Annotated in this window: 21 protein-coding genes and 2 pseudogenes; 6 read left to right on the forward strand and 17 right to left on the reverse strand. The window is 46.4% G+C overall.

Annotated elements, in window-relative coordinates; all coding sequences use genetic code 11:
- Window positions 1–115: 115 nt before the first annotated feature.
- From petJ to QUB77_RS05775, 9 genes are all read right to left on the reverse strand, one after another.
- Window positions 116–454, reverse strand: a complete 339-nt coding sequence (gene petJ / locus QUB77_RS05735) for a cytochrome c6 PetJ (RefSeq protein ID WP_333170587.1) — start codon at window positions 452–454, stop codon at window positions 116–118.
- Window positions 455–579: 125 nt separating this feature from the next.
- A complete protein-coding gene (psbV2, locus tag QUB77_RS05740) occupies window positions 580–1,080 on the reverse strand; it encodes a photosystem II cytochrome PsbV2 (RefSeq protein ID WP_333170586.1) in 501 nt (166 codons plus the stop codon).
- 86 nt (window positions 1,081–1,166) lie between these two features.
- A complete protein-coding gene (locus tag QUB77_RS05745; RefSeq protein WP_445251719.1) occupies window positions 1,167–2,348 on the reverse strand; it encodes an RNA-guided endonuclease InsQ/TnpB family protein in 1,182 nt (393 codons plus the stop codon).
- A gap of 193 nt (window positions 2,349–2,541) precedes the next feature.
- On the reverse strand, window positions 2,542–3,030 hold the full coding sequence (psbV, locus tag QUB77_RS05750; RefSeq protein ID WP_190663569.1) for a photosystem II cytochrome c-550: 489 nt from the start codon (window positions 3,028–3,030) through the stop codon (window positions 2,542–2,544).
- A 145-nt stretch (window positions 3,031–3,175) separates the two neighbouring features.
- Window positions 3,176–3,367 (reverse strand): translation initiation factor IF-2, encoded by a 192-nt coding sequence (locus tag QUB77_RS05755; RefSeq protein WP_333068403.1) that lies wholly within the window; start codon window positions 3,365–3,367, stop codon window positions 3,176–3,178.
- A 384-nt stretch (window positions 3,368–3,751) separates the two neighbouring features.
- Entirely contained in the window at window positions 3,752–4,702 is a 951-nt protein-coding gene (accD, locus tag QUB77_RS05760; RefSeq protein WP_333170585.1) for an acetyl-CoA carboxylase, carboxyltransferase subunit beta, read from the reverse strand.
- A gap of 115 nt (window positions 4,703–4,817) precedes the next feature.
- Complete coding sequence (locus QUB77_RS05765) at window positions 4,818–5,039, reverse strand: hypothetical protein (protein ID WP_006633441.1); 222 nt, start codon at window positions 5,037–5,039, stop codon at window positions 4,818–4,820.
- A gap of 61 nt (window positions 5,040–5,100) precedes the next feature.
- Window positions 5,101–5,931, reverse strand: coding sequence for a prepilin peptidase (locus tag QUB77_RS05770; protein ID WP_333170584.1), 831 nt, complete (start codon window positions 5,929–5,931; stop codon window positions 5,101–5,103).
- Between the two features lie 228 nt (window positions 5,932–6,159).
- Window positions 6,160–6,420 carry a hypothetical protein gene (locus QUB77_RS05775; protein WP_006633439.1) on the reverse strand — a complete coding sequence of 87 codons (261 nt, stop codon included), beginning with the start codon at window positions 6,418–6,420 and terminating at the stop codon, window positions 6,160–6,162.
- Window positions 6,421–6,508: 88 nt separating this feature from the next.
- Between QUB77_RS05775 and QUB77_RS05780 the strand changes: the two genes are divergently transcribed.
- The gene (locus QUB77_RS05780; protein WP_333170583.1) at window positions 6,509–8,086 is read left to right on the forward strand and encodes an adenylate/guanylate cyclase domain-containing protein; all 1,578 of its coding nucleotides are present in this window, start codon (window positions 6,509–6,511) and stop codon (window positions 8,084–8,086) included.
- 32 nt (window positions 8,087–8,118) lie between these two features.
- Here the strand turns inward: QUB77_RS05780 and QUB77_RS05785 are convergent.
- Window positions 8,119–8,280 (reverse strand): annotated as a pseudogene (locus QUB77_RS05785) (YgiT-type zinc finger protein); the annotation flags it as partial.
- Between the two features lie 81 nt (window positions 8,281–8,361).
- Between QUB77_RS05785 and QUB77_RS05790 the strand changes: the two are divergent.
- Window positions 8,362–9,211, forward strand: a pseudogene (locus QUB77_RS05790) (IS630 family transposase).
- A 339-nt stretch (window positions 9,212–9,550) separates the two neighbouring features.
- Here the strand turns inward: QUB77_RS05790 and QUB77_RS05795 are convergent.
- From QUB77_RS05795 to QUB77_RS05815, 5 genes are all read right to left on the reverse strand, one after another.
- Window positions 9,551–9,775: a DUF4258 domain-containing protein gene (locus tag QUB77_RS05795; protein WP_333170582.1), complete on the reverse strand. Its 225-nt coding sequence runs from the start codon at window positions 9,773–9,775 to the stop codon at window positions 9,551–9,553.
- 161 nt (window positions 9,776–9,936) lie between these two features.
- Complete coding sequence (locus QUB77_RS05800) at window positions 9,937–10,446, reverse strand: N-acetyltransferase (RefSeq protein ID WP_333170581.1); 510 nt, start codon at window positions 10,444–10,446, stop codon at window positions 9,937–9,939.
- A 39-nt stretch (window positions 10,447–10,485) separates the two neighbouring features.
- Window positions 10,486–11,574, reverse strand: coding sequence for a tetratricopeptide repeat protein (locus QUB77_RS05805; protein WP_333170580.1), 1,089 nt, complete (start codon window positions 11,572–11,574; stop codon window positions 10,486–10,488).
- 184 nt (window positions 11,575–11,758) lie between these two features.
- Entirely contained in the window at window positions 11,759–12,025 is a 267-nt protein-coding gene (locus QUB77_RS05810) for a hypothetical protein (RefSeq protein WP_333170579.1), read from the reverse strand.
- Window positions 12,026–12,289: 264 nt separating this feature from the next.
- On the reverse strand, window positions 12,290–12,547 hold the full coding sequence (locus QUB77_RS05815; protein ID WP_333170578.1) for a hypothetical protein: 258 nt from the start codon (window positions 12,545–12,547) through the stop codon (window positions 12,290–12,292).
- A 297-nt stretch (window positions 12,548–12,844) separates the two neighbouring features.
- Here QUB77_RS05815 and QUB77_RS05820 point away from each other — a divergent pair, with 297 nt between their 5' ends.
- Window positions 12,845–13,777 carry a LysR family transcriptional regulator gene (locus QUB77_RS05820; RefSeq protein WP_333170577.1) on the forward strand — a complete coding sequence of 311 codons (933 nt, stop codon included), beginning with the start codon at window positions 12,845–12,847 and terminating at the stop codon, window positions 13,775–13,777.
- 161 nt (window positions 13,778–13,938) lie between these two features.
- Here the strand turns inward: QUB77_RS05820 and QUB77_RS05825 are convergent, their stop codons facing one another.
- Window positions 13,939–14,199 (reverse strand): hypothetical protein, encoded by a 261-nt coding sequence (locus tag QUB77_RS05825; protein ID WP_333170576.1) that lies wholly within the window; start codon window positions 14,197–14,199, stop codon window positions 13,939–13,941.
- A 123-nt stretch (window positions 14,200–14,322) separates the two neighbouring features.
- On the reverse strand, window positions 14,323–15,246 hold the full coding sequence (locus tag QUB77_RS05830; RefSeq protein ID WP_333170575.1) for an AraC family transcriptional regulator: 924 nt from the start codon (window positions 15,244–15,246) through the stop codon (window positions 14,323–14,325).
- Between the two features lie 188 nt (window positions 15,247–15,434).
- Here QUB77_RS05830 and QUB77_RS05835 point away from each other — a divergent pair, with 188 nt between their 5' ends.
- From QUB77_RS05835 to QUB77_RS05845, 3 genes are read left to right on the forward strand one after another with little or no spacing between them, the layout of a single operon-like run.
- On the forward strand, window positions 15,435–16,178 hold the full coding sequence (locus QUB77_RS05835; RefSeq protein ID WP_333170574.1) for an SDR family oxidoreductase: 744 nt from the start codon (window positions 15,435–15,437) through the stop codon (window positions 16,176–16,178).
- A 53-nt stretch (window positions 16,179–16,231) separates the two neighbouring features.
- The gene (locus QUB77_RS05840; protein ID WP_333170573.1) at window positions 16,232–16,747 is read left to right on the forward strand and encodes a carboxymuconolactone decarboxylase family protein; all 516 of its coding nucleotides are present in this window, start codon (window positions 16,232–16,234) and stop codon (window positions 16,745–16,747) included.
- A 9-nt stretch (window positions 16,748–16,756) separates the two neighbouring features.
- Window positions 16,757–17,494, forward strand: coding sequence for an SDR family oxidoreductase (locus tag QUB77_RS05845; protein ID WP_333170572.1), 738 nt, complete (start codon window positions 16,757–16,759; stop codon window positions 17,492–17,494).
- Window positions 17,495–17,514 lie beyond the last annotated feature (20 nt).

Below are 17,514 nucleotides of genomic sequence, written 5' to 3' on the forward strand. Positions count from 1 at the left end.
TAAGATCGCTGCAAACCGATATTTATTCGCCAAAGGGTGAGAGAGGGTGCGATCGGGAGGACAAGTTTTAAATTAAATCAAACCCGCCCAGGCTGCCCGACTTCAAAGAAACAGTTTAGCCTTTCCAGTCTTTCTCAGATTGCTCGAGCACGTAGGTTGCTACATCCTCGATTTGTTCGGGCTTCAAGCGGCCGGCGAAAGCAGGCATAGCATTTTTGCCCTTAGTTACCTGAGTGGTAATAGCTTCGAGAGAATTCATGCCGTACTTCTCAAGAGCACCTTTTTTCAAGGTTTTCATGGCCATAACCACGTTGCCGCCACCGATGTGACAAGCAGCACAGTTCGCGCTAAAGACTTTAGCTCCTTTAACAGCATCACCTGCCAAAGCAGGGCGACCAAAGCCGACGGTAAAAATTGCGATCGCTAACAGGGCGATCGATAAGAGTCTTTTCAACGCAGTTCTCCTCTAATGGACACGCAAAGGGTGATTCTTTAGATATTTTACCTGTTAAAACAGGCGCGATCGCGCAGTCGTATCGCCTTCTTCCGAGTAATTTACCACTTTTTGGCAGTGGCAGTTCAACTCTCAAAATTCTCCACGCCCCAGCCCGGAGCTTTCTGAGCAGCCCGGATCACAAAAGCCGCTAAATTTTCAATCTCAGCCTGTGGCATCCAGCTTTCCGGCACTTGGCGGCACCAAAAAGTCTCCTCAGTACCGTCATAAGTCATCGGTTCTCTCAGATACGCCACCAGACTATTGATGTTGTTGCGGGGAGGCGTTGCCCCTTTGAGGTCAGCCAAAGACAGAGATATCGTCGGATCGGGCAAATTAGCTCCTCCGACGTGACAATTGAGGCAATTTTGCTCGAACAATACCTTACCCGCAGACAAATCCTGAGCCGAAAACAAGCGAGTATGTCCCTCAGAGTCCAACTCCAGAGCCACAGGTTCGCTGGCTTGTAAATACCTATTCACGTAAGAATCGGCAGCAGCCAAAACAGGTTGAGGAGCCAACAGCACGATCGGCAAAATAATTAACATCCCCAACAGAAAGCAGACAAAAGCACCACGACGCAGCATGAGGGACTACAACCTTTTGCGATAATCAATGAGCCGGAGTTGACACTCCCCTGCTATCAAGGCGAGGGGATTCTTTGTTCACGGACTCAACTTGCTTGCGACTGGATTTCTCCAGCCAAAGTAGAGGTCGAATCTCCCAAAGCGTTCGGGTCTTTGACCCAAGTTCCGGTATGCCCTACCGTACTCAAGGCTAATTTCAGAATGTTAATCGCGGCGTTCCCATCCCTCTCCATAACAAATCCGCATTCACAAGCGTGAGTTCTTACGGATAGGGATTTTTTGACGATTGCAGCGCAGTTAGAACATTTCTGCGAAGTATAAGCAGGATTGACAGCAACCGTTACCCTACCAAACTTTACTCCAAAATATTCCAACCACTTCCTGAATTGATACCAACCAGCATCGTTAATCGATTTAGCCAGACAGTGATTCTTTGCAAGATTCTTAACCCTCAAATCTTCGTAGGCGACCAAATCGTTAGATTGGGTTACGCAACGCGCCAGTCTCTTAGCGTGTTCTTCCCGCTGCCTACTTATTTTGAGGTGTACTCGCCCTAGTCGATTAATTGCTTTCTTTCGGTGGGCAGAGCCTTTCTTTTTGCGAGAAACACGGCGTTGTCTAAACTTCAGCCGCTTCTCACTCGTTCGGTAAAACTTGGGATTTGGTTCAGTGTGGCCATCGGAGTCTGTATAAAACTCTTTTAGCCCCACGTCCAATCCAACTGTTTTACCTGCTGGCGTTGTATCTACATTGTGATCAGCACTGATTGCAAACTGAACGTAGTAGCCGTCAGCGCGACATATTAAGCGAACTCGCTTGATCTGATCGATTTGGTAGAAGTTAAGATCCCACGTCCCTTTTAGTTTGAGCTTGCCAATTCCCTTTTTGTCAGTGAATGTGATTTGCTTCCGAGTTTCTGAAAGTTTCCAACCGCTGACTTTGTACTCGACGGATCGACAGTTCTTTTTGAACTGAGGATATCCCTTCTTTCCGGGAACAGCTTTCTTGCAATTGTCGTAAAACCGAGCAATTGCAGAATAAGCTCTTTCCACAGAGGCTTGGCAAGCACTAGAATTCAAATCTTTGACAAAGGCAAACTCTTCTCTGAGCGCAGTGCTGTGTCGATACAAGTCTTTTTGCCCTACTCCTCGGTTGTCGATCCAAAATCGGATGCACTTGTTCCGAACGAATTGAGCAGTTCTGATTGCCTCGTCTATTGCTGCGTACTGATTTGGTTTGCCTTTAGCCTTGAATTCTAAAACGAACATCTTACGTAAGAACTCGCTACGTTAAAAGTCTAACCCAAAGCCGTCCTATAAGGACGGGGCTTTAAACCCAAGTTTTTGGTAAATTTTAGATTTCAGATTTTAGAGCGAAAAACGACCAGCCAGCAATTCTTGCCGAACTTCAGCCTTCTCCCAATCCAAAATCCAAAATCTAAAATTTAAAATCTAAAATCGATTAGCGAGCGCCTTTGCCACCAGCCCATTGCTTGGAGACAATTTTCGGCTGCAACAGAATGTGACCAGCAATCGCGTACAAATCATCATCCGAGAGATTTCTCATCTCAGCGAAAATATCGGCACTCTTCATGCTCGGATGCAGTTCCGAAATTTCCTCAAACCCGTCATAAGTGGTGGGATTTTTCATAAAGTCCACCAGCGACTCAATATTATTCCGGGGCGGGTTGGCCAAAGCCAGAGTTTCCGGGCTCAAATTCACGTTCGGGTCAGTTTTTGTCATGCCCGCAGCGTGACATTGAGCGCAAGCCGAATTGAACAGGCGTTTGCCTTGTTCAACTTGTTTGAGGCTCAGCACTACCGGAGTACCCTTGTCATTCAAGGGCAGAGTGCGAAGTTCAGGACTCAGTTCGATAGCCATCGCACTGCTGACAAATAACTGAAATGTCAAGAATACAGCGGTCAGAGCAATGAAATATCTTTTAAGCATGGTTCTCCTTAAAAAAATCCGGCAAATTATTGAACGCTAAGAGATCATACCTGGCAAACAGATGTGTGTTCAAAATTCCCTGATTCTGCAACAACTGGCGAAAGTTTGTGCAGCCCTACCTTTAAAGGTAGAGGAATTTTGCGATCTAATCTGCAATAAGTTTTGAGTCGCGCCTTTTTTCGAGAGTGGACATAATTGCCTTAACATCCTCCAAAGCCAAACGGGTTTGAGGGTGCTTGTAGGCAATTTCCAACTCATCGCACAAGCGGATCACGTCTTCAACAGGGACGTTGAAGTCCTCTGCTATTTCTGCGATGGACAGGTCTGCAAAACCCATAATTTTTAGGTCGCTGACAGGTCAAAATTGAGTTGACGGCTATTAACTGAAAGCCGGACAATTTTAGAAAGCGCTGTTAGCTTGTTTTGTTAGTTTGTTCTGAGATTTTGTTTGATCTATCGCAAGCTAACTAACCGCTAACTGGGACTAGGCATTTTTGCTCAGCCAAACTTCAGGGCCAATCAACTTCCGATCAATATCATCCCACTGCTGGGTCGTTATTACCAATAGGAAATGCGGGCGCGAGGTTCAAAACCCGGTCTCTGCGTGAACGTCTCGTTACCAAACTAAATATTTTTGGTACAAGCCTGGTTTTGAGCAATTCCTCAGCAATTTCCCTCAGTGTCCCGCACTAACCAATAGACAATCATCCGGCGCGACAGCTTAGGGAGAAAGTTTGAAAGCGTGAGTTTGCGGGGGCAAAGCGTGGTTGTCGCTGCCATTGAGGGCGGGAAATTCCGAGTCGGCCAAGAAAGGCTGTGGCTGGTGGAGGCTGATGAGCTGACCCAGAGTTTTCTTTAATTGAGTCCGGGGTACAATCAAGTCTACAAAACCGTGGGCGAAGGAGTATTCGGAAGTTTGATAATTTTCCGGCAACTTTTCCCGCAGAGTTTGCTCGATTACCCGGCCGCCCGTAAAGGCCACAGTAGCTTTTGGCTCTGCAATTATAATGTCTCCCAGCATGGCAAAACTGGCGGTGACGCCGCCGGTGGTCGGGTGGGTCAAAATCGGGATGTAAAGCAGTCTCGCTTCCCGGTGGCGTTCCAGAGCCCCGGAAATTTTAGCCATTTGCATCAAGCTGAGCATTCCTTCTTGCATTCTTGCACCACCGGAAGCGCAGACAATGATGACGGACAAGCGTTCCCGCGTGGCGTGTTCGATGAGGCGAGTCAGCTTTTCTCCGACTACTGAGCCCATGCTGCCGCCGATGAATTGAAATTCCATGACTCCGAGGGCGACGGGCAAATTTTCGAGTTTGCCGGTGCCTGTTTCTACGGCGTCTAGGTGGCCTGTTTTTTCTTGAAATTCTCGGAGTCGATCGCTATATTTTTTGCGATCGCGAAATTTCAGGGGATCGGTGGCGTGCAGTCCTTCGTTAAGGGGCATCCAGGTATTGGGATCGATTAACTGCTCGATGCGATCGTCACTGTAAACTCTGATATGATGCCCGCATTCCAAGCAAACCATTTGATTTGCTCGCAGGTCTTTGGTATAACTCAGGGCATCGCAAGCTTCGCATTTATTCCAAAGTCCGTCCGCAATTTCTCGTTCCGGCCGTTCTTGGGAGTTCGGTACTGATTTTCGTCGATTTGCAAACCAATCAAATAGAGACATTAAAAGTTGGTAATTGGTAATTGGTAATTGGTAATTGGTAATTAGTAATTGTTAGTTGTTAGTTGCTAGTTGTCAATTGTTAGTTGTTCAGTGACTAATGACTAATGACTAATGACTAATCACCAGATTCGGGCTCATCTTCAACTGGACTGATGAGGAGCGATGCTGTTCGCTGGTGTTCTGGAAGAACTTGCAGGGCTGTAGCACTTCCAGCACCCAAATAAGATGCTATGCCCAAGTCTACAATCCGGGCCGGGATTTCATGAGCAGCTAGGAGCTGCTGCATTAATTCCGCTTCCCAACGAAAGCTAGTAGTTGTAAGTGTAATCCAAGACACGGAACAATTTTACCAATTTTTGAGACAATATCATGCTCGATCGCGCCTGAGTACCTGTCGCTCAGAAACTAAAATTCGGGAAAAACAACTGCAAGTAAGTAGATAAGATCGCTTCGCCCCAGAGAGCAGTAATTGCTGCACCGAGAGCCAGAAAGGGGCCGAAAGGCATGGGTTGACGCCGATCGAGCAAGCCGAGGGCGATCGCCCCGCCACCGGCAAAAGCCCCGGCTAAACAGGCGATGAATCCCGCTAGCAGCAAGTATTTCCACCCCAGCCAAGCTCCCATCAAGGCGGCCAATTTGGTATCTCCGGCGCCCATAGCATTCTGGCCCAAGCCGATAGTCCCGGCGAGTCCGATCGCGTCAAACAGCCACAACCCGACAACTGCTCCCGCGATCCCATCGAGTACCAGATAGTGTACCGAGTCGATCAAACTAAAAGTCGGCCACCAACCTTTTGCCACCTGGAAAACCAATCCGAGCATCAAACCCGATCGAGTTAAAGAATTAGGCAAAGTCATTGTATCGCAATCAATCAAAGACAAAGCCAACAACCAGCTAAACAAAGCCCAAAAACCCAGAGTTTGCACTGTTACGCCAAACCGCCAGAAGATGAGCAAAAACAGCAAACCCGTAGCTGATTCCACCAGCGGATAGCGGGCCGAAATCCGACTGTGGCAGTGATTGCAGCGTCCCCGCAGCCACAGCCAACCGAAAACGGGTATATTTTCGTAAGTTCTGAGTTGATTTAAACATTTGGGACAGCGAGAAGGAGGGTTGATCACCGACAAACCCGCAGGCAACCGATAGACTACCACATTTAGAAAACTGCCAATAGCCGATCCGAGAATAAAGACGATCGCCGCGACAAGGCAATTAAAGATAATTTCCATTAATTTGTCTGTTGACTGTTCATTGTTGACTGTGGTTATGTGTCACTTGTTAGTTGTTAGTTTTTTAGAGCGTGTCGGGTCAGTTACCCATCATAAAAGGTGTTAATAGTCAAGAATGCAAATTTTCATAAAATCCTGAAAACTTAGGTATGCACTAGAAACCTATTTTATTGCGATCGTAGGAGCGGGCATAATATTAGTTACCAATGATTAATGACCAATTACCAATTAATACATTTGAGATTCAATTTCGTCAAAAGTAACAAAACGTTCACCGGGCAACAAAACGGGCTGTGAAGCAAAAATTACCTGACCTCGATCGCTTCCTTGACTGACAACTACACCGGCCGGACGCTGCATCTGCTCGGAATGCACTTTTAGATACATACCATAGGCGGATCGAGCAGCTCGGATCAAATCGGGAGCTAGCAAACTGTGACTTTCGGAAGTTTCTATCGTGGGTTCTGGGTTTGGTTGGTATGGGTTCACTGGAAACTTATCATAATGGTATTAAGTCGAGCTATTGGTGTTGCCTCTAGAGCGATCGAACTTACCTTATTTTTTAAGAATAGACTAGGTGGAAATTATTAATAGATTAACCTACAATCCTCCCTTAGCTGCGATCGAACTGCGGCTGCGATCGCTCCTTTCCGCTCAACTGTACGCTGCAGCGTGGGTAGATCCGTCCCCCGCAACGCTAATGGGAGTTTTCGATCACCTGCGAACTCTGCGCTACATCCTACATGACTACGTGCCCCGGCCCGTGTCCGAATCTCCGCCCAACCCAGGCGAGGTGCGCTACCAGTGGCAAACAGGCACCTTGCTATTCACGGATTTGGCAGGGTTTACTTCGCTGTTGGAAGCGAATGCGAGCCAGGGGCGCAAGGGCGCTGAAAGCCTGCTGGGCGTGATTAACGATTATTTTGCCTCGATGATTGAAATTGTCAGCAAATCGGGCGGGGATTTGCTGGAGTTTACCGGAGATGCCATGCTGGTGCAGTTTCTGTCAGGGGTTTACCAAGAGGATACAGCCAGGGCGGTGCGGGCGGGTTTGCGGATGCAGCGGGCGATGGCTGAATTTGCCCATATTGAAACGGCGCGGGGTGTTTTGTCTTTGAGGATGCGGGTGGGTATCCACTGCGGCCGCTACATTAGTGCTGACATCGGTACCCCCCTGCGGATGGCTCACGTACTGCTGGGGCATTCAGTCCAGCAAGCCAAGCAAGCTGAGGGTTCTGGGACTGTGGGGCGGGTATGTGTGACTGAAACTGCTAGAGAGTGTTTGGGAGAGCAATTTCGTTTTGAACCCGGGGAACCTGGTTATTTTTTGGTGGCGGACGATTTCACGGACGATCGACTCGGAGAGTATGATATCACTTTGACTGGGCGGCGGATGCCGAGTTCGGTATTGCTCGATCGCAGCGTGGCTGGCTTGGTAAAAGAAATCGGGGAAGCTGTGAATCGGCTTGAACCCCTTGCTAGTTATATTCCCAAAACTATCCTGAGACTGCTGGTTGAAAATGCAGACAGGCGCAAAATCCCGCCGGATTTTCCTTCTCCGACGGTGATGTTTGTCAACTTGATTGGTTTACCCGAGTCTGTGGAGAAAGCTTCGCCGGAGGAAGAAGTCAATCTGGTAGTGGGTTTTTCTCGGGTGTTTGCGTCGATCGATGCTGTAGTCTCAGCTAAAGGGGGCGTGTTGCAAAAAGTAACGGCGCACTTAGACGGTTCGGATATGCTGATTTATTTTGGCGTGCCCGACGCTCACACGGATGACGCCAGCCGCGCGGCTAGTGCGGCGATTGCGATCCGAGATATGATTGCAGGTTTGCCTCTGGTAATTATCGCCGGCGAAGAAGTAAAAGTAAGCTGTCAAATAGGGCTATCCCTGGGGCCGGTGTTTGCTGCTGAGGTTGGGGAACCGCGAGGGCGCAGGGAGTTTAATATCCTCGGCGATACGGTGAATACGGCGGCTAGGTTGATGAGCAAGGCGGGGGAAAACCAAATTTTGATTGCTGAAAGGGTTTATGAGTCGATCGAGCTAAACTTCATTTGCGAAGCTTTGGGAGCTGTTTCTCTGAAGGGGAAATCTGCTCTGACTCCGATTTTTGCTTTGCAAGGTGCAAAAGGGGAGAAGGGAAAGGGGGGCGTTTAAATAACTTTGCTGGGTAATAGTTGTGCCGCCCTTTATGCTGATTCTAGATGACAAACTGGAATTTGTTCGGTTCTTTCAGGCAATCTCGCTCCCGTTGCGACAGCATGAACCGCATGAATAATATCGGCTGAATAGTATCGATTGCCACAGTTATCACAAACACCGATAGTCACATTTTCAAGAATTACAAATCCATTTTTATAGTCATTTCAAATAAGTATGAGACTATTTAAAAATGAGGTAAAATGAATAAAAATAGTGAAGCTGCTAGGAAAATGTCTTACAGTATTGATTTGAGAAAAAGAGTAGTGGATTATGTAGAAAATGGCGGTCGTATCGCTCAAGCTGCCGGACTTTTTAAGGTAGTTGTGGCAACGATATATCGGTGGCTGGGTCGGACTGACCTTAGAGCCACACAGGTAAAAAGGCGTAAGAGAAAACTAGATTGGCAAGCCTTAGAAAAGGATGTAAAAGAAAATCCAGATGCCAGATTAATCGACAGAGCCAAGAAGTTTGGGGTAAGACCAAGTGCCATATCTTATGCTTTTAAAGAAATGAAAATTACTCGAAAAAACAAAGAACTTCGTTACCAGGAGAGAAACCGAGAAGCAAGAATGAAATACTACAGATCTCTGAGAGAATTGATTAAAGTATCGGGAAGTCAAAGTCGGGTTTTTATTGATGAGTCAGGATTTGAAGAGTTTCAAGATTGTGCTTATGGCTGGTCAAAAAGAGGCAAAAAAATCTGGGGCGAAAAGTCAGGAAAACGGGGGAAAAGAGAAAACCTAGTAGCGGTTCGACTGAAAGGAAAAAAGGACTTAGTTGCCCCAATGGTTTTTACGGGCAGCCTCAATGCAGAAGGTTTTGAAGGGTGGTTATCTTTATATTTATTACCCTCTCTGACGGAGCCATCTATATTAATCATGGATCATGCACCGATTCATCGAAAAACAGCCATCCGAGAACTGGTAGAGGAAACGGAGCATCAAGTTCTTTTTCTCCCAAAATATTCTCCCGACCTGAACGATATTGAACACGATTTTAGTGCCAAGCAAGCGAGCCAGAATGTATGCTCCTGCTGGCACATCTTTAGATGAACTTATCTGTGCCTACTGCGCTCAATAGTGTCTCTTTTTTATTTGAAATGACTATATGTTTGAATGCCTCGCGCTTGACAGTGCGGGGTTGAACAGTTCCTTCGCAATACTCACATCGGTATCTATACATAGGATTAGGCCTCAAGTTCAGTGACTTCATAAACCGTGATGATTAGATAACGTCCGTTACTAGCGAAACGTCCAACCACTCCAACAGGTGTTTGTCTATCCAGTGCAGTCCCCACTACTACATATTTTGTACCGGGAGCATCTCAATGAAAGCAGCCAAGCCCAAAATTGGAGTTAGGAGTCAGGAGTCAGGAGCCAGGAGAAAAGAGGAAGAAGGAAGGAGCCAGAAGAAGTGTTTTTACAAATATGAGATGCTCCCTTTTGTACCTCTGGGGTCGCCTTTTTCAACCCGGATAATCTGACCGTTGAGAATAGCCTCTTCCACATCCAAGATGGTTAGCAAATCCTCCGCCATTTCTTCCATTTCGTGGGCTGACATATCGTACTGGCGGATGCGAATTTTTTCTCTGATACGGTTAATATCGTTGGAAGGCACTGGCTGATTAATGTTATATCTAGGCAATGATACTAAACCCTACCATTTTATACCATTTCTAAAAATTTTTGCTACAAAAGAAGTGTTGGGTTTGTTTCCACGAACGAGAGTTTGTTTGGTGCAAAGCTGTAAGATTGTCGATATTTCTTTGGGGGTTTTTCATGGCGACGCACCCTACGACTACTTCGTCACTCGCATAAACTAAACTCCGATCGATACTTCACTATTCCGCTGCAATCCTGCAAGGCTCCATTTTCTAACTCCAATATCATAAAAGCCTCATCGGGCACATCGTATTCACATCCCAAGCTCTTTGTACTAGCAGGAATGAACCCAAAACGCGGATAAAAATCTGGATGACCAAGCACAACCACTGCCTGAAATCCCGATCGCCCGCACTCTTTTAAACCCTCGCGAATCAGCAGCGTTCCTATACCTTGCCGCTGATAGTTGGGTAGAACTGCGACTGGCGCCAACCCTAGAATCGACAAATTCTTAGAACATTTTCCTTCGACGACAACCGGACTGAATAAAATGTGCCCGATAACGCGATCGGATTGTACCGCAACGAAGGAAAATGTAGATGCAATTCCCCGCAATTTATCGACTAAGTTAGCCTCATTTTCTCGCCCGAATGCCAGAATATTAATATTCCGAACAGCTTCCACATCTTCTGGCTTTTCGGTACGGATCTCCATAGCTTATATTGATTGATTGTGCTAGCAACTAACAGTCTATTATTGCGGTACAAGCTGACCGGAAGACAATCGCTTAATGCCCTCCATCGCTGTAGTTTCTCCGGCTTTGTCACCGCCCTCGCGGGCAATTTTTAAAGCTCCCTCGTAGGATTCTAGAGCTTGAGGATATTGACCGAGACTTTCATGAATTGCGCCCATATTGTTGAGCAAGCGTCCGATACTTGTCTTGTCGCCGATTGCTTCTAACATCGGTATTGCTTGCTGAAAATAGATCAGGGCTTGAGTATCTTTGCCGAGTTTGCGAGAGGTAAGTGCCATGTTGTTGAGGAGGCGGCCGACGCCAGCCCGGTCTCCAATTTCCCGGCGAATTGCTAAAGCTTGGTGGTAAAATTCCATCGCTCTATTAAAGTCACCGATGTTGTAGTATACGCCGCCCATGTTATTGAGGGTACGGCCTAAATCGCGCCGATCGCCGAGGGCCGTCCGAATTGTCCGCGCTTGCTGGTAAAATTCGATCGCCTTGGCGTAATCTACCTGTTCTGCGTACACGGCCGCGATGTTGTGGAGGGATTCTCCAATTTCAATTTGGTCGTTGGCAGTTTTCGCAAGTTCCAAAGCTTCTTGGTGCAGTTTCATCGCTTCGGAAAAATTGTCCCCAATCCGGTTCACGAAACCTATGAGATTGAGAGTGCGCGCGATACGACGCCCTCCGCTAATTTCTCGGTGAATGACTAAAGCTTGCCCCAAAACTTCCAAAGCTTTGGGCCTCAAACCCATTTCGCCATAAGCTTCCCCCATATTATTGAGGGTTTCTCCGATTCCCGCTTGGTCGCCGAGTTGCTTGCGGATTGCCAAAACTTGCTCAAAAGTCTCGATTGCTTCTCTAAACAAACCCTCGCGGTGCTGTTTTACTCCTGTTTCAAAGAGTGCGTCTGCTTGCGTTTTGGGGTCAGTTGCCTGAGCGCGTGAAGCGAAGCTATCCCGTAGGGAATCGCTCGCTTGGGCGCGCCTCGCATTTATAATTGGGGCATAAGCCCGGGCGTCTGAAATTGCCAGCAAGCTGAGTGCGGGCGATAAGACAATACTTATAGCTGCGAGATAGCTGAAGTGATAAGAGCGGCAGTGCACCGATCGAGTCCTCCAATAGCTAAGTGATAACTATTAAGATAGAGCTTTTTGGGGTGTTCCTGCCAAATTTTTTCTCAATCTGTAGGTTCTGATACCAGTTTCAAAAAAGAAGGCAACTGTAGACCCGTGCTTCAAACCCATACACAATCAGTCATTCCCAATTCTTCAATCCCAAATCTCAAATCTAAAATCCCATGACTGGGTTTTTGTGTTGGCTGAGTGTCAGAATCAGCGGCATATTGTTGAGAGCGGATATGACAGCAAAGTTTTTGCTGGGTGGAAGCGATGCTTTTTCCTGGCTGTGCAAGATGATGTCCTGTTGGTCAAGTGTGATCCAAGCAATTCCTGACAAAACTTGAATTTCTTGATTAGTTTGAGGCAATCTGTATACCTCGTTTCCCTTCAAAATAATGCGATCGGGCGCTGCACATTCGGAATATGTTTGAAGCATACCATCTCCTTTGGAATTAACACTCAAAAATCGCCAAAGTTTTTCCAAGTTTCCTAGTGATGAGTTCACCAAAATCCTTGATAATCGCAAACCCTCCATAAAACTATCCTCCATAGGGCTAACAATTTATATCAACTTTTATGCCAATATTTGTCTCATCAAAAATTCACAATTTTTTCGCAAATTCGTAGGCTTGGGCTCGCCAAAATCTTTGATAACTGCAAACAATCTACAAAAACCTGTCGCTACACAACCAACAAACTACTATTGGCAATAACGCCGATCGATCCAAGCGCGCATTTCATCATCCGTCGCCACGCAGGTAGAACGACCAGTCGCCCGATCGCAACCGTGCCACCAAGTGTTACCATAGCGATCGCACGTCTGCCAAATTCTCAGTTCGTCCTCACCCGAAATGAGGGAGAGCAAAAACTGCCCAATTTGATTTATAGCTGAAAAGAGAGATGGCCCTTTCTGTTGTTCGGATGGTTTAGCTCGATCGGCAATCGAAAAAAAACTCATTATTCGGGGATCTATCCAACTTTTGTAAGTAGACATAGCCAACACCTTAAAGGGATAATTTTTACAAAAATTGCACCAATAAAATTACCAAAAACAGCTTTTAACTGCAATAATTTCATCGCAATTAAAGCACAAAATTGTTGTCGTGCAAGTCCTGTAAAAGTCTATCTGTTACCTGATAAATTAACCTTAACTCTGGGGCAATTGACAATCAAAGCATTGCTTGCATAGGTTGTATGAATAAAATCGATATATCGAAGCCCTTGTGACAATTTGGGTACTACTGGCACAAACGCTATGAACGAAATCAATACGCGGCGGATGAAACTCTCTCAGATTCAAGCTTTGATAGCTGTAGCAGACTGTGAAAACTTTAGTGAGGCGGCTTTGCAATTGGAACTGTCCCAATCCGCCGTCAGCCACGCCATCGCCTCTTTAGAAACAGAATTGGGAGTGCAATTGTTCCACCGGGGGCGACACGGTGCTCAACTGACGCCAGTGGGGGAAAGGGTAGTGAGTCACGGGCGTCAAATAGCCTGCGCCTTAGAAATGATGGTCAAAGAAGCGGATTTAGAAAAAGGTTTGCAGGGAGGCCAGGTACGGATAGTTACTTTTCGGAGCGTTGCAACTCATATCCTACCGGGTATTATTGCTAAATTTCGCAGTTGCTTTCCCAAAATTGCCGTCAGCATTACCGAAGTTTATTATACCCAAGCTGTGGAAGAGGCTTTGCGATCGGGCAAAGCAGACATCGGCTTTGTCTCTCTTCCCATCTCCGCTGAATTTGAAACCAGAGAAATTTTACGGGATAAATATGTTGTGTTGCTGCCGCCGAAGGCGCAATGTAAAAGTGCTAAGATTACCTGGGAAGAATTAGCGGCTTATCCGCTGATTTTGCAGCCGGTAGAAAATGCTTGTTCGATACCGCTTCGCAAGTATTTGACAACTTCGGGGTTTCCCTTAAATATCGGTTACGAACTCAGCGAAGATTCAACGATTGTCAGTATGGTGATGCAAGGTTTGGGTGCAGCTATTCTGCCCCGTTTGGCTGCGGAACCGATACCTACTTCGGTGAAAGTTTGCAGTTTGCCTGCGGATTTTGAAAGGGTAATTGGGGTGGCTGTTTTGAGGGATGGGTTGTTGATTCCGGCCGTGTTTGCGTTCTTGGATTTAGTTAAAAGTGCCGCAGAGGTTGATAGTGAGGGCGAGTTTCCGATTAATCCTTCATGAGAAACCTCAGTCAGTTGTTATTGGTTATTGATTAGATTGGGATTTTGTTACCGCAGATATCAGCAGATGAACACAGATGAACGCGGATGGGTGTATCTGCGTTGATCTGCGTTCATCTGCGGTTTAAAAAAATCGCATAAAATAGTACGATCGCTGATTGCCTACTTCATGCGCTTAGCCACAACACTAGAACTGTCGCCTTGGTGGAATTTGACTCGACCATCTACCGAGTTTTTATCCTTGAATTTGAGCCAACCGCTACCGGATGCAGGATCGCATTCATCATTACCGTCCCAGGTAAACTCAAATCGCTGATTCTTTCCATCTTTTACGACTTCGCCGTCAATTTGACCTGATACTAAACCGAATTGAAATTCTCCTGAACCTGTTCGATCGATCTCGATATACGCTTCAACTTCCATGTCCAATTAATCAGTATCCCACAGTTCCATCTCTGTGATCCGCCATTTACCGCAATATTCCATTGCTTTTATCCTCCAGTTGTGTTAACGGGAACAAAACTAATATAGTCGAAACAGTTACGCTCAAGCAGTACGCAAACGCTCAATATCCCGGATCGGCGGCGCACCGAACATCCGAGAATATTCGCGGCTGAACTGTGAGGGGCTTTCATAACCCACCTGATACGCAGCATTTGCCGCATCGGAGTTTTCGGCAAGCATCAGGCGACGTGCTTCTAATAGTCTTAATTGCTTTTGATATTGAAGTGGACTCATCGATGTCACTTCCTTGAAATGGTAATGGAAAGATGAAGGAGACATATTGGCTTGTCCTGCCAAATCCTCAACACGCATCGGTTTTACAAAATCAGTTTTAATCAGTTTGAGCACCTCAGCGATGCGCTGCATATTGCTGCCAGATGTTGCGATTTGGCGGACAGCTTCGCTTTGTTCGCCTATTAAAAGACGATAATAGATTTCGCGGATAATCATCGGTGCCAGGATAGGGATATCCTGCGGTGTATCCAAAAGTCTTGTCAGTCTGAGGGCGCAATCGAGCAACGGTGCATCGGCGGTGCTGACGAACAAACCTCTAACAGAGTTTTCTTTCTTATTTGCACTTGGGTTGGTTTGGGCAGTAATAATGTCACAGAGTTGGCGTGGATCTAGATTCAGCTTGAATCCTAAATACGGCTTGTCTGGGGTAGCCTCTACAACAAATCCGTTAATAGGTAAATCAACTGAGATCACAAGATATTGAGCCTCGCCATAACGATAGGTTTCCTCACCCAGCAACGCTTCTTTTTGACCCTGAACGATGATGGCGAGAAGAGGTTCATAAACACCATGTAGTGCTGCGGAAACTGAAGATTCTCGCGTCAATTCCAGCTTATCTATAGCTGTTTTATGCAAACCGTTCCCCTTGCCTTCAGTGTGCCGACTTACTAATGCCGCCAATTCTTTACATTGATTAGCGATTGCATCTTGGTTTATTACTTGGTTGAGCATTTCAATTGCCCTGCTAGTTTTTTGATTGATTTAACCATTTCCTTTTGCTCATCATACAGCATCTTGAGCCATTCCTAAAATATGGGTTTGGAGGATTAGGCAATAAATTGCGAGGTCTGTGTATTCAAAACCCTTGCTTTTACTCATACGATGAACACATCTGAATGAAACAGTAAAAGGATAAGGCAATGACCAAAGACCAGACAAAAATCGCATTGGTAACAGGGGCGAGCCGAGGACTTGGCAAAAATACCGCTTTGACTCTTGCCAGAAAAGGAGTCGATGTCATCGTGACATATCACAACAGCGATGAGGATGCCAAAAATGTCGTATCTGCGATCGCCGATATCGGAGCTCAAGCGGTTGCCCTGCAACTGGATACTTCAAACACGAAAACCTTTGACGGTTTTGTGGAACAAGTCAAGGAGTCACTTCAAGATAAATGGCAGACAGAGCATTTTGATTTCCTCGTGAATAATGCTGGTATTGGGGTTCATGCGTCTTTTGCTGATACCACCGAAGATGATTTCGATCGCTTGATGAATATTCATGTAAAAGGCGTTTTCTTCCTCACGCAGAAACTTCTGCCTTTGATCAATGATGGAGGACGGATAGTCAATATTTCGTCGGGGCTTGCCCGTTTTGCTCTACCTGGCTATGCAGCTTATGCAAGCATGAAAGGAGCGATCGAAGTTTTGACTCGATACATGGCTAAGGAATTAGGACACAGACAGATTGCTGTGAATGTGGTAGCCCCAGGCGCAATTGAAACGGATTTTAATGGCGGTGCGGTGCGTGACAATCCTGAGATTAACAGCTTTATCGCTTCGCAAACTGCCTTGGGTCGCGTCGGTATGCCTGATGATATCGGCGGTGCGATCGCCGCTTTACTATCCGAAGACAACAGATGGGTGAATGCACAGAGAATCTAAGTCTCTGGCGGTCAGTTTCTGTAATTCAAACTAATCTCAACATAAGGGAAATCATGAAGGGAAAGTTTTTAGCTTTAACCGTAGGGGTAGTTTTAACTTTAACCATAGCGGGAGCAATTTTTATTGCTTCACCTATGGAAGCGCAAAAAACAGTTCCGCAACCTTCACAAACGCTGACACGCCAAGAGCGTGGCGAAAGAGTTGTGAATAGTCTTACGGGTGGAAAAGGACTACCACCGCATTTTGAACAGCTTCAAAGGGATTTCCCAGAACTTGCCGACATGACTCTCAAATATGCGTTGGGCGATATCTGGGCGCGTGAGGTGCTGGACAATAAAACCCGTCAGCTTATTTCTCTGGGGGGATTTGCCGCACAGGGCACGATGCCGCAGTTCAAACTTCATGCACAATATGCTCTCAATTATGGAGTTACACCACAAGAACTGATGGAAGTCATTTATATCACCACCGTGACATCAGGTTATCCCCGTGCCTTGATTGCAGCAGGAACTCTCAAAGAGCTATTTCAAGAAAACCAAATCAAATTCCCAGTAACATCACAAAAATAGGAGATTTCAATGTCTAACTTAAACGGGAAAGTCATCATAATCACTGGAGCCAGTAGTGGAATCGGTGAAGCCAGTGCTAAGTTGCTTGCTAAAAAGGGCGCAAAAGTTGTTTTAGGCGCACGTCGCACCGATCGCCTAGAAGCGATCGCCAAGGACATTCGTGCGGAGGGTGGAACAGTCGAATACCAGGCTCTAGATGTGACGCAACGCAGTCAAATGGAGGATATCGTTCAATTGGCCCAAAGTAAGTTCGATCGCGTAGATGTCCTGATTAACAATGCTGGCATCATGCCCCTATCCGCACTCGAACAACTGAAAGTTGAGGAATGGGATCGCATGATTGATGTCAATATCAAAGGTGTTTTGTACGGCATCGCGGCGGCACTTCCTGTGATGAAAGCCCAAAAGTCTGGTCAGATTATTAATCTTTCTTCAATCGGCGGACACGCGGTTTCTCCTACTGCTGCTGTTTACTGTGCTACTAAATTCGCCGTTAGAGCCATCTCAGAAGGCTTGAGACAAGAAGTTGGGGGCGACATTCGGGTGACGGTGATTTCTCCTGGAGTAACCGAGTCTGAGTTAGCCGAGAGCATCACTGATGAAACTGCAAGATCGGGAATGCAAGAATTCCGCAGAATAGCTATTCCTGCTGCTGCGATCGCGCGGTCGATTGTATTTGCGATCGAACAGCCTGACGATGTTGATGTTAGCGAAATTATCGTCAGACCAACAGCCAGCCCTTACTAAGTAGGTTAATTTAATTAAAT

This window comes from Microcoleus sp. AT9b-C3 (assembly GCF_036705485.1).
Lineage (GTDB): Bacteria > Cyanobacteriota > Cyanobacteriia > Cyanobacteriales > Microcoleaceae > Microcoleus.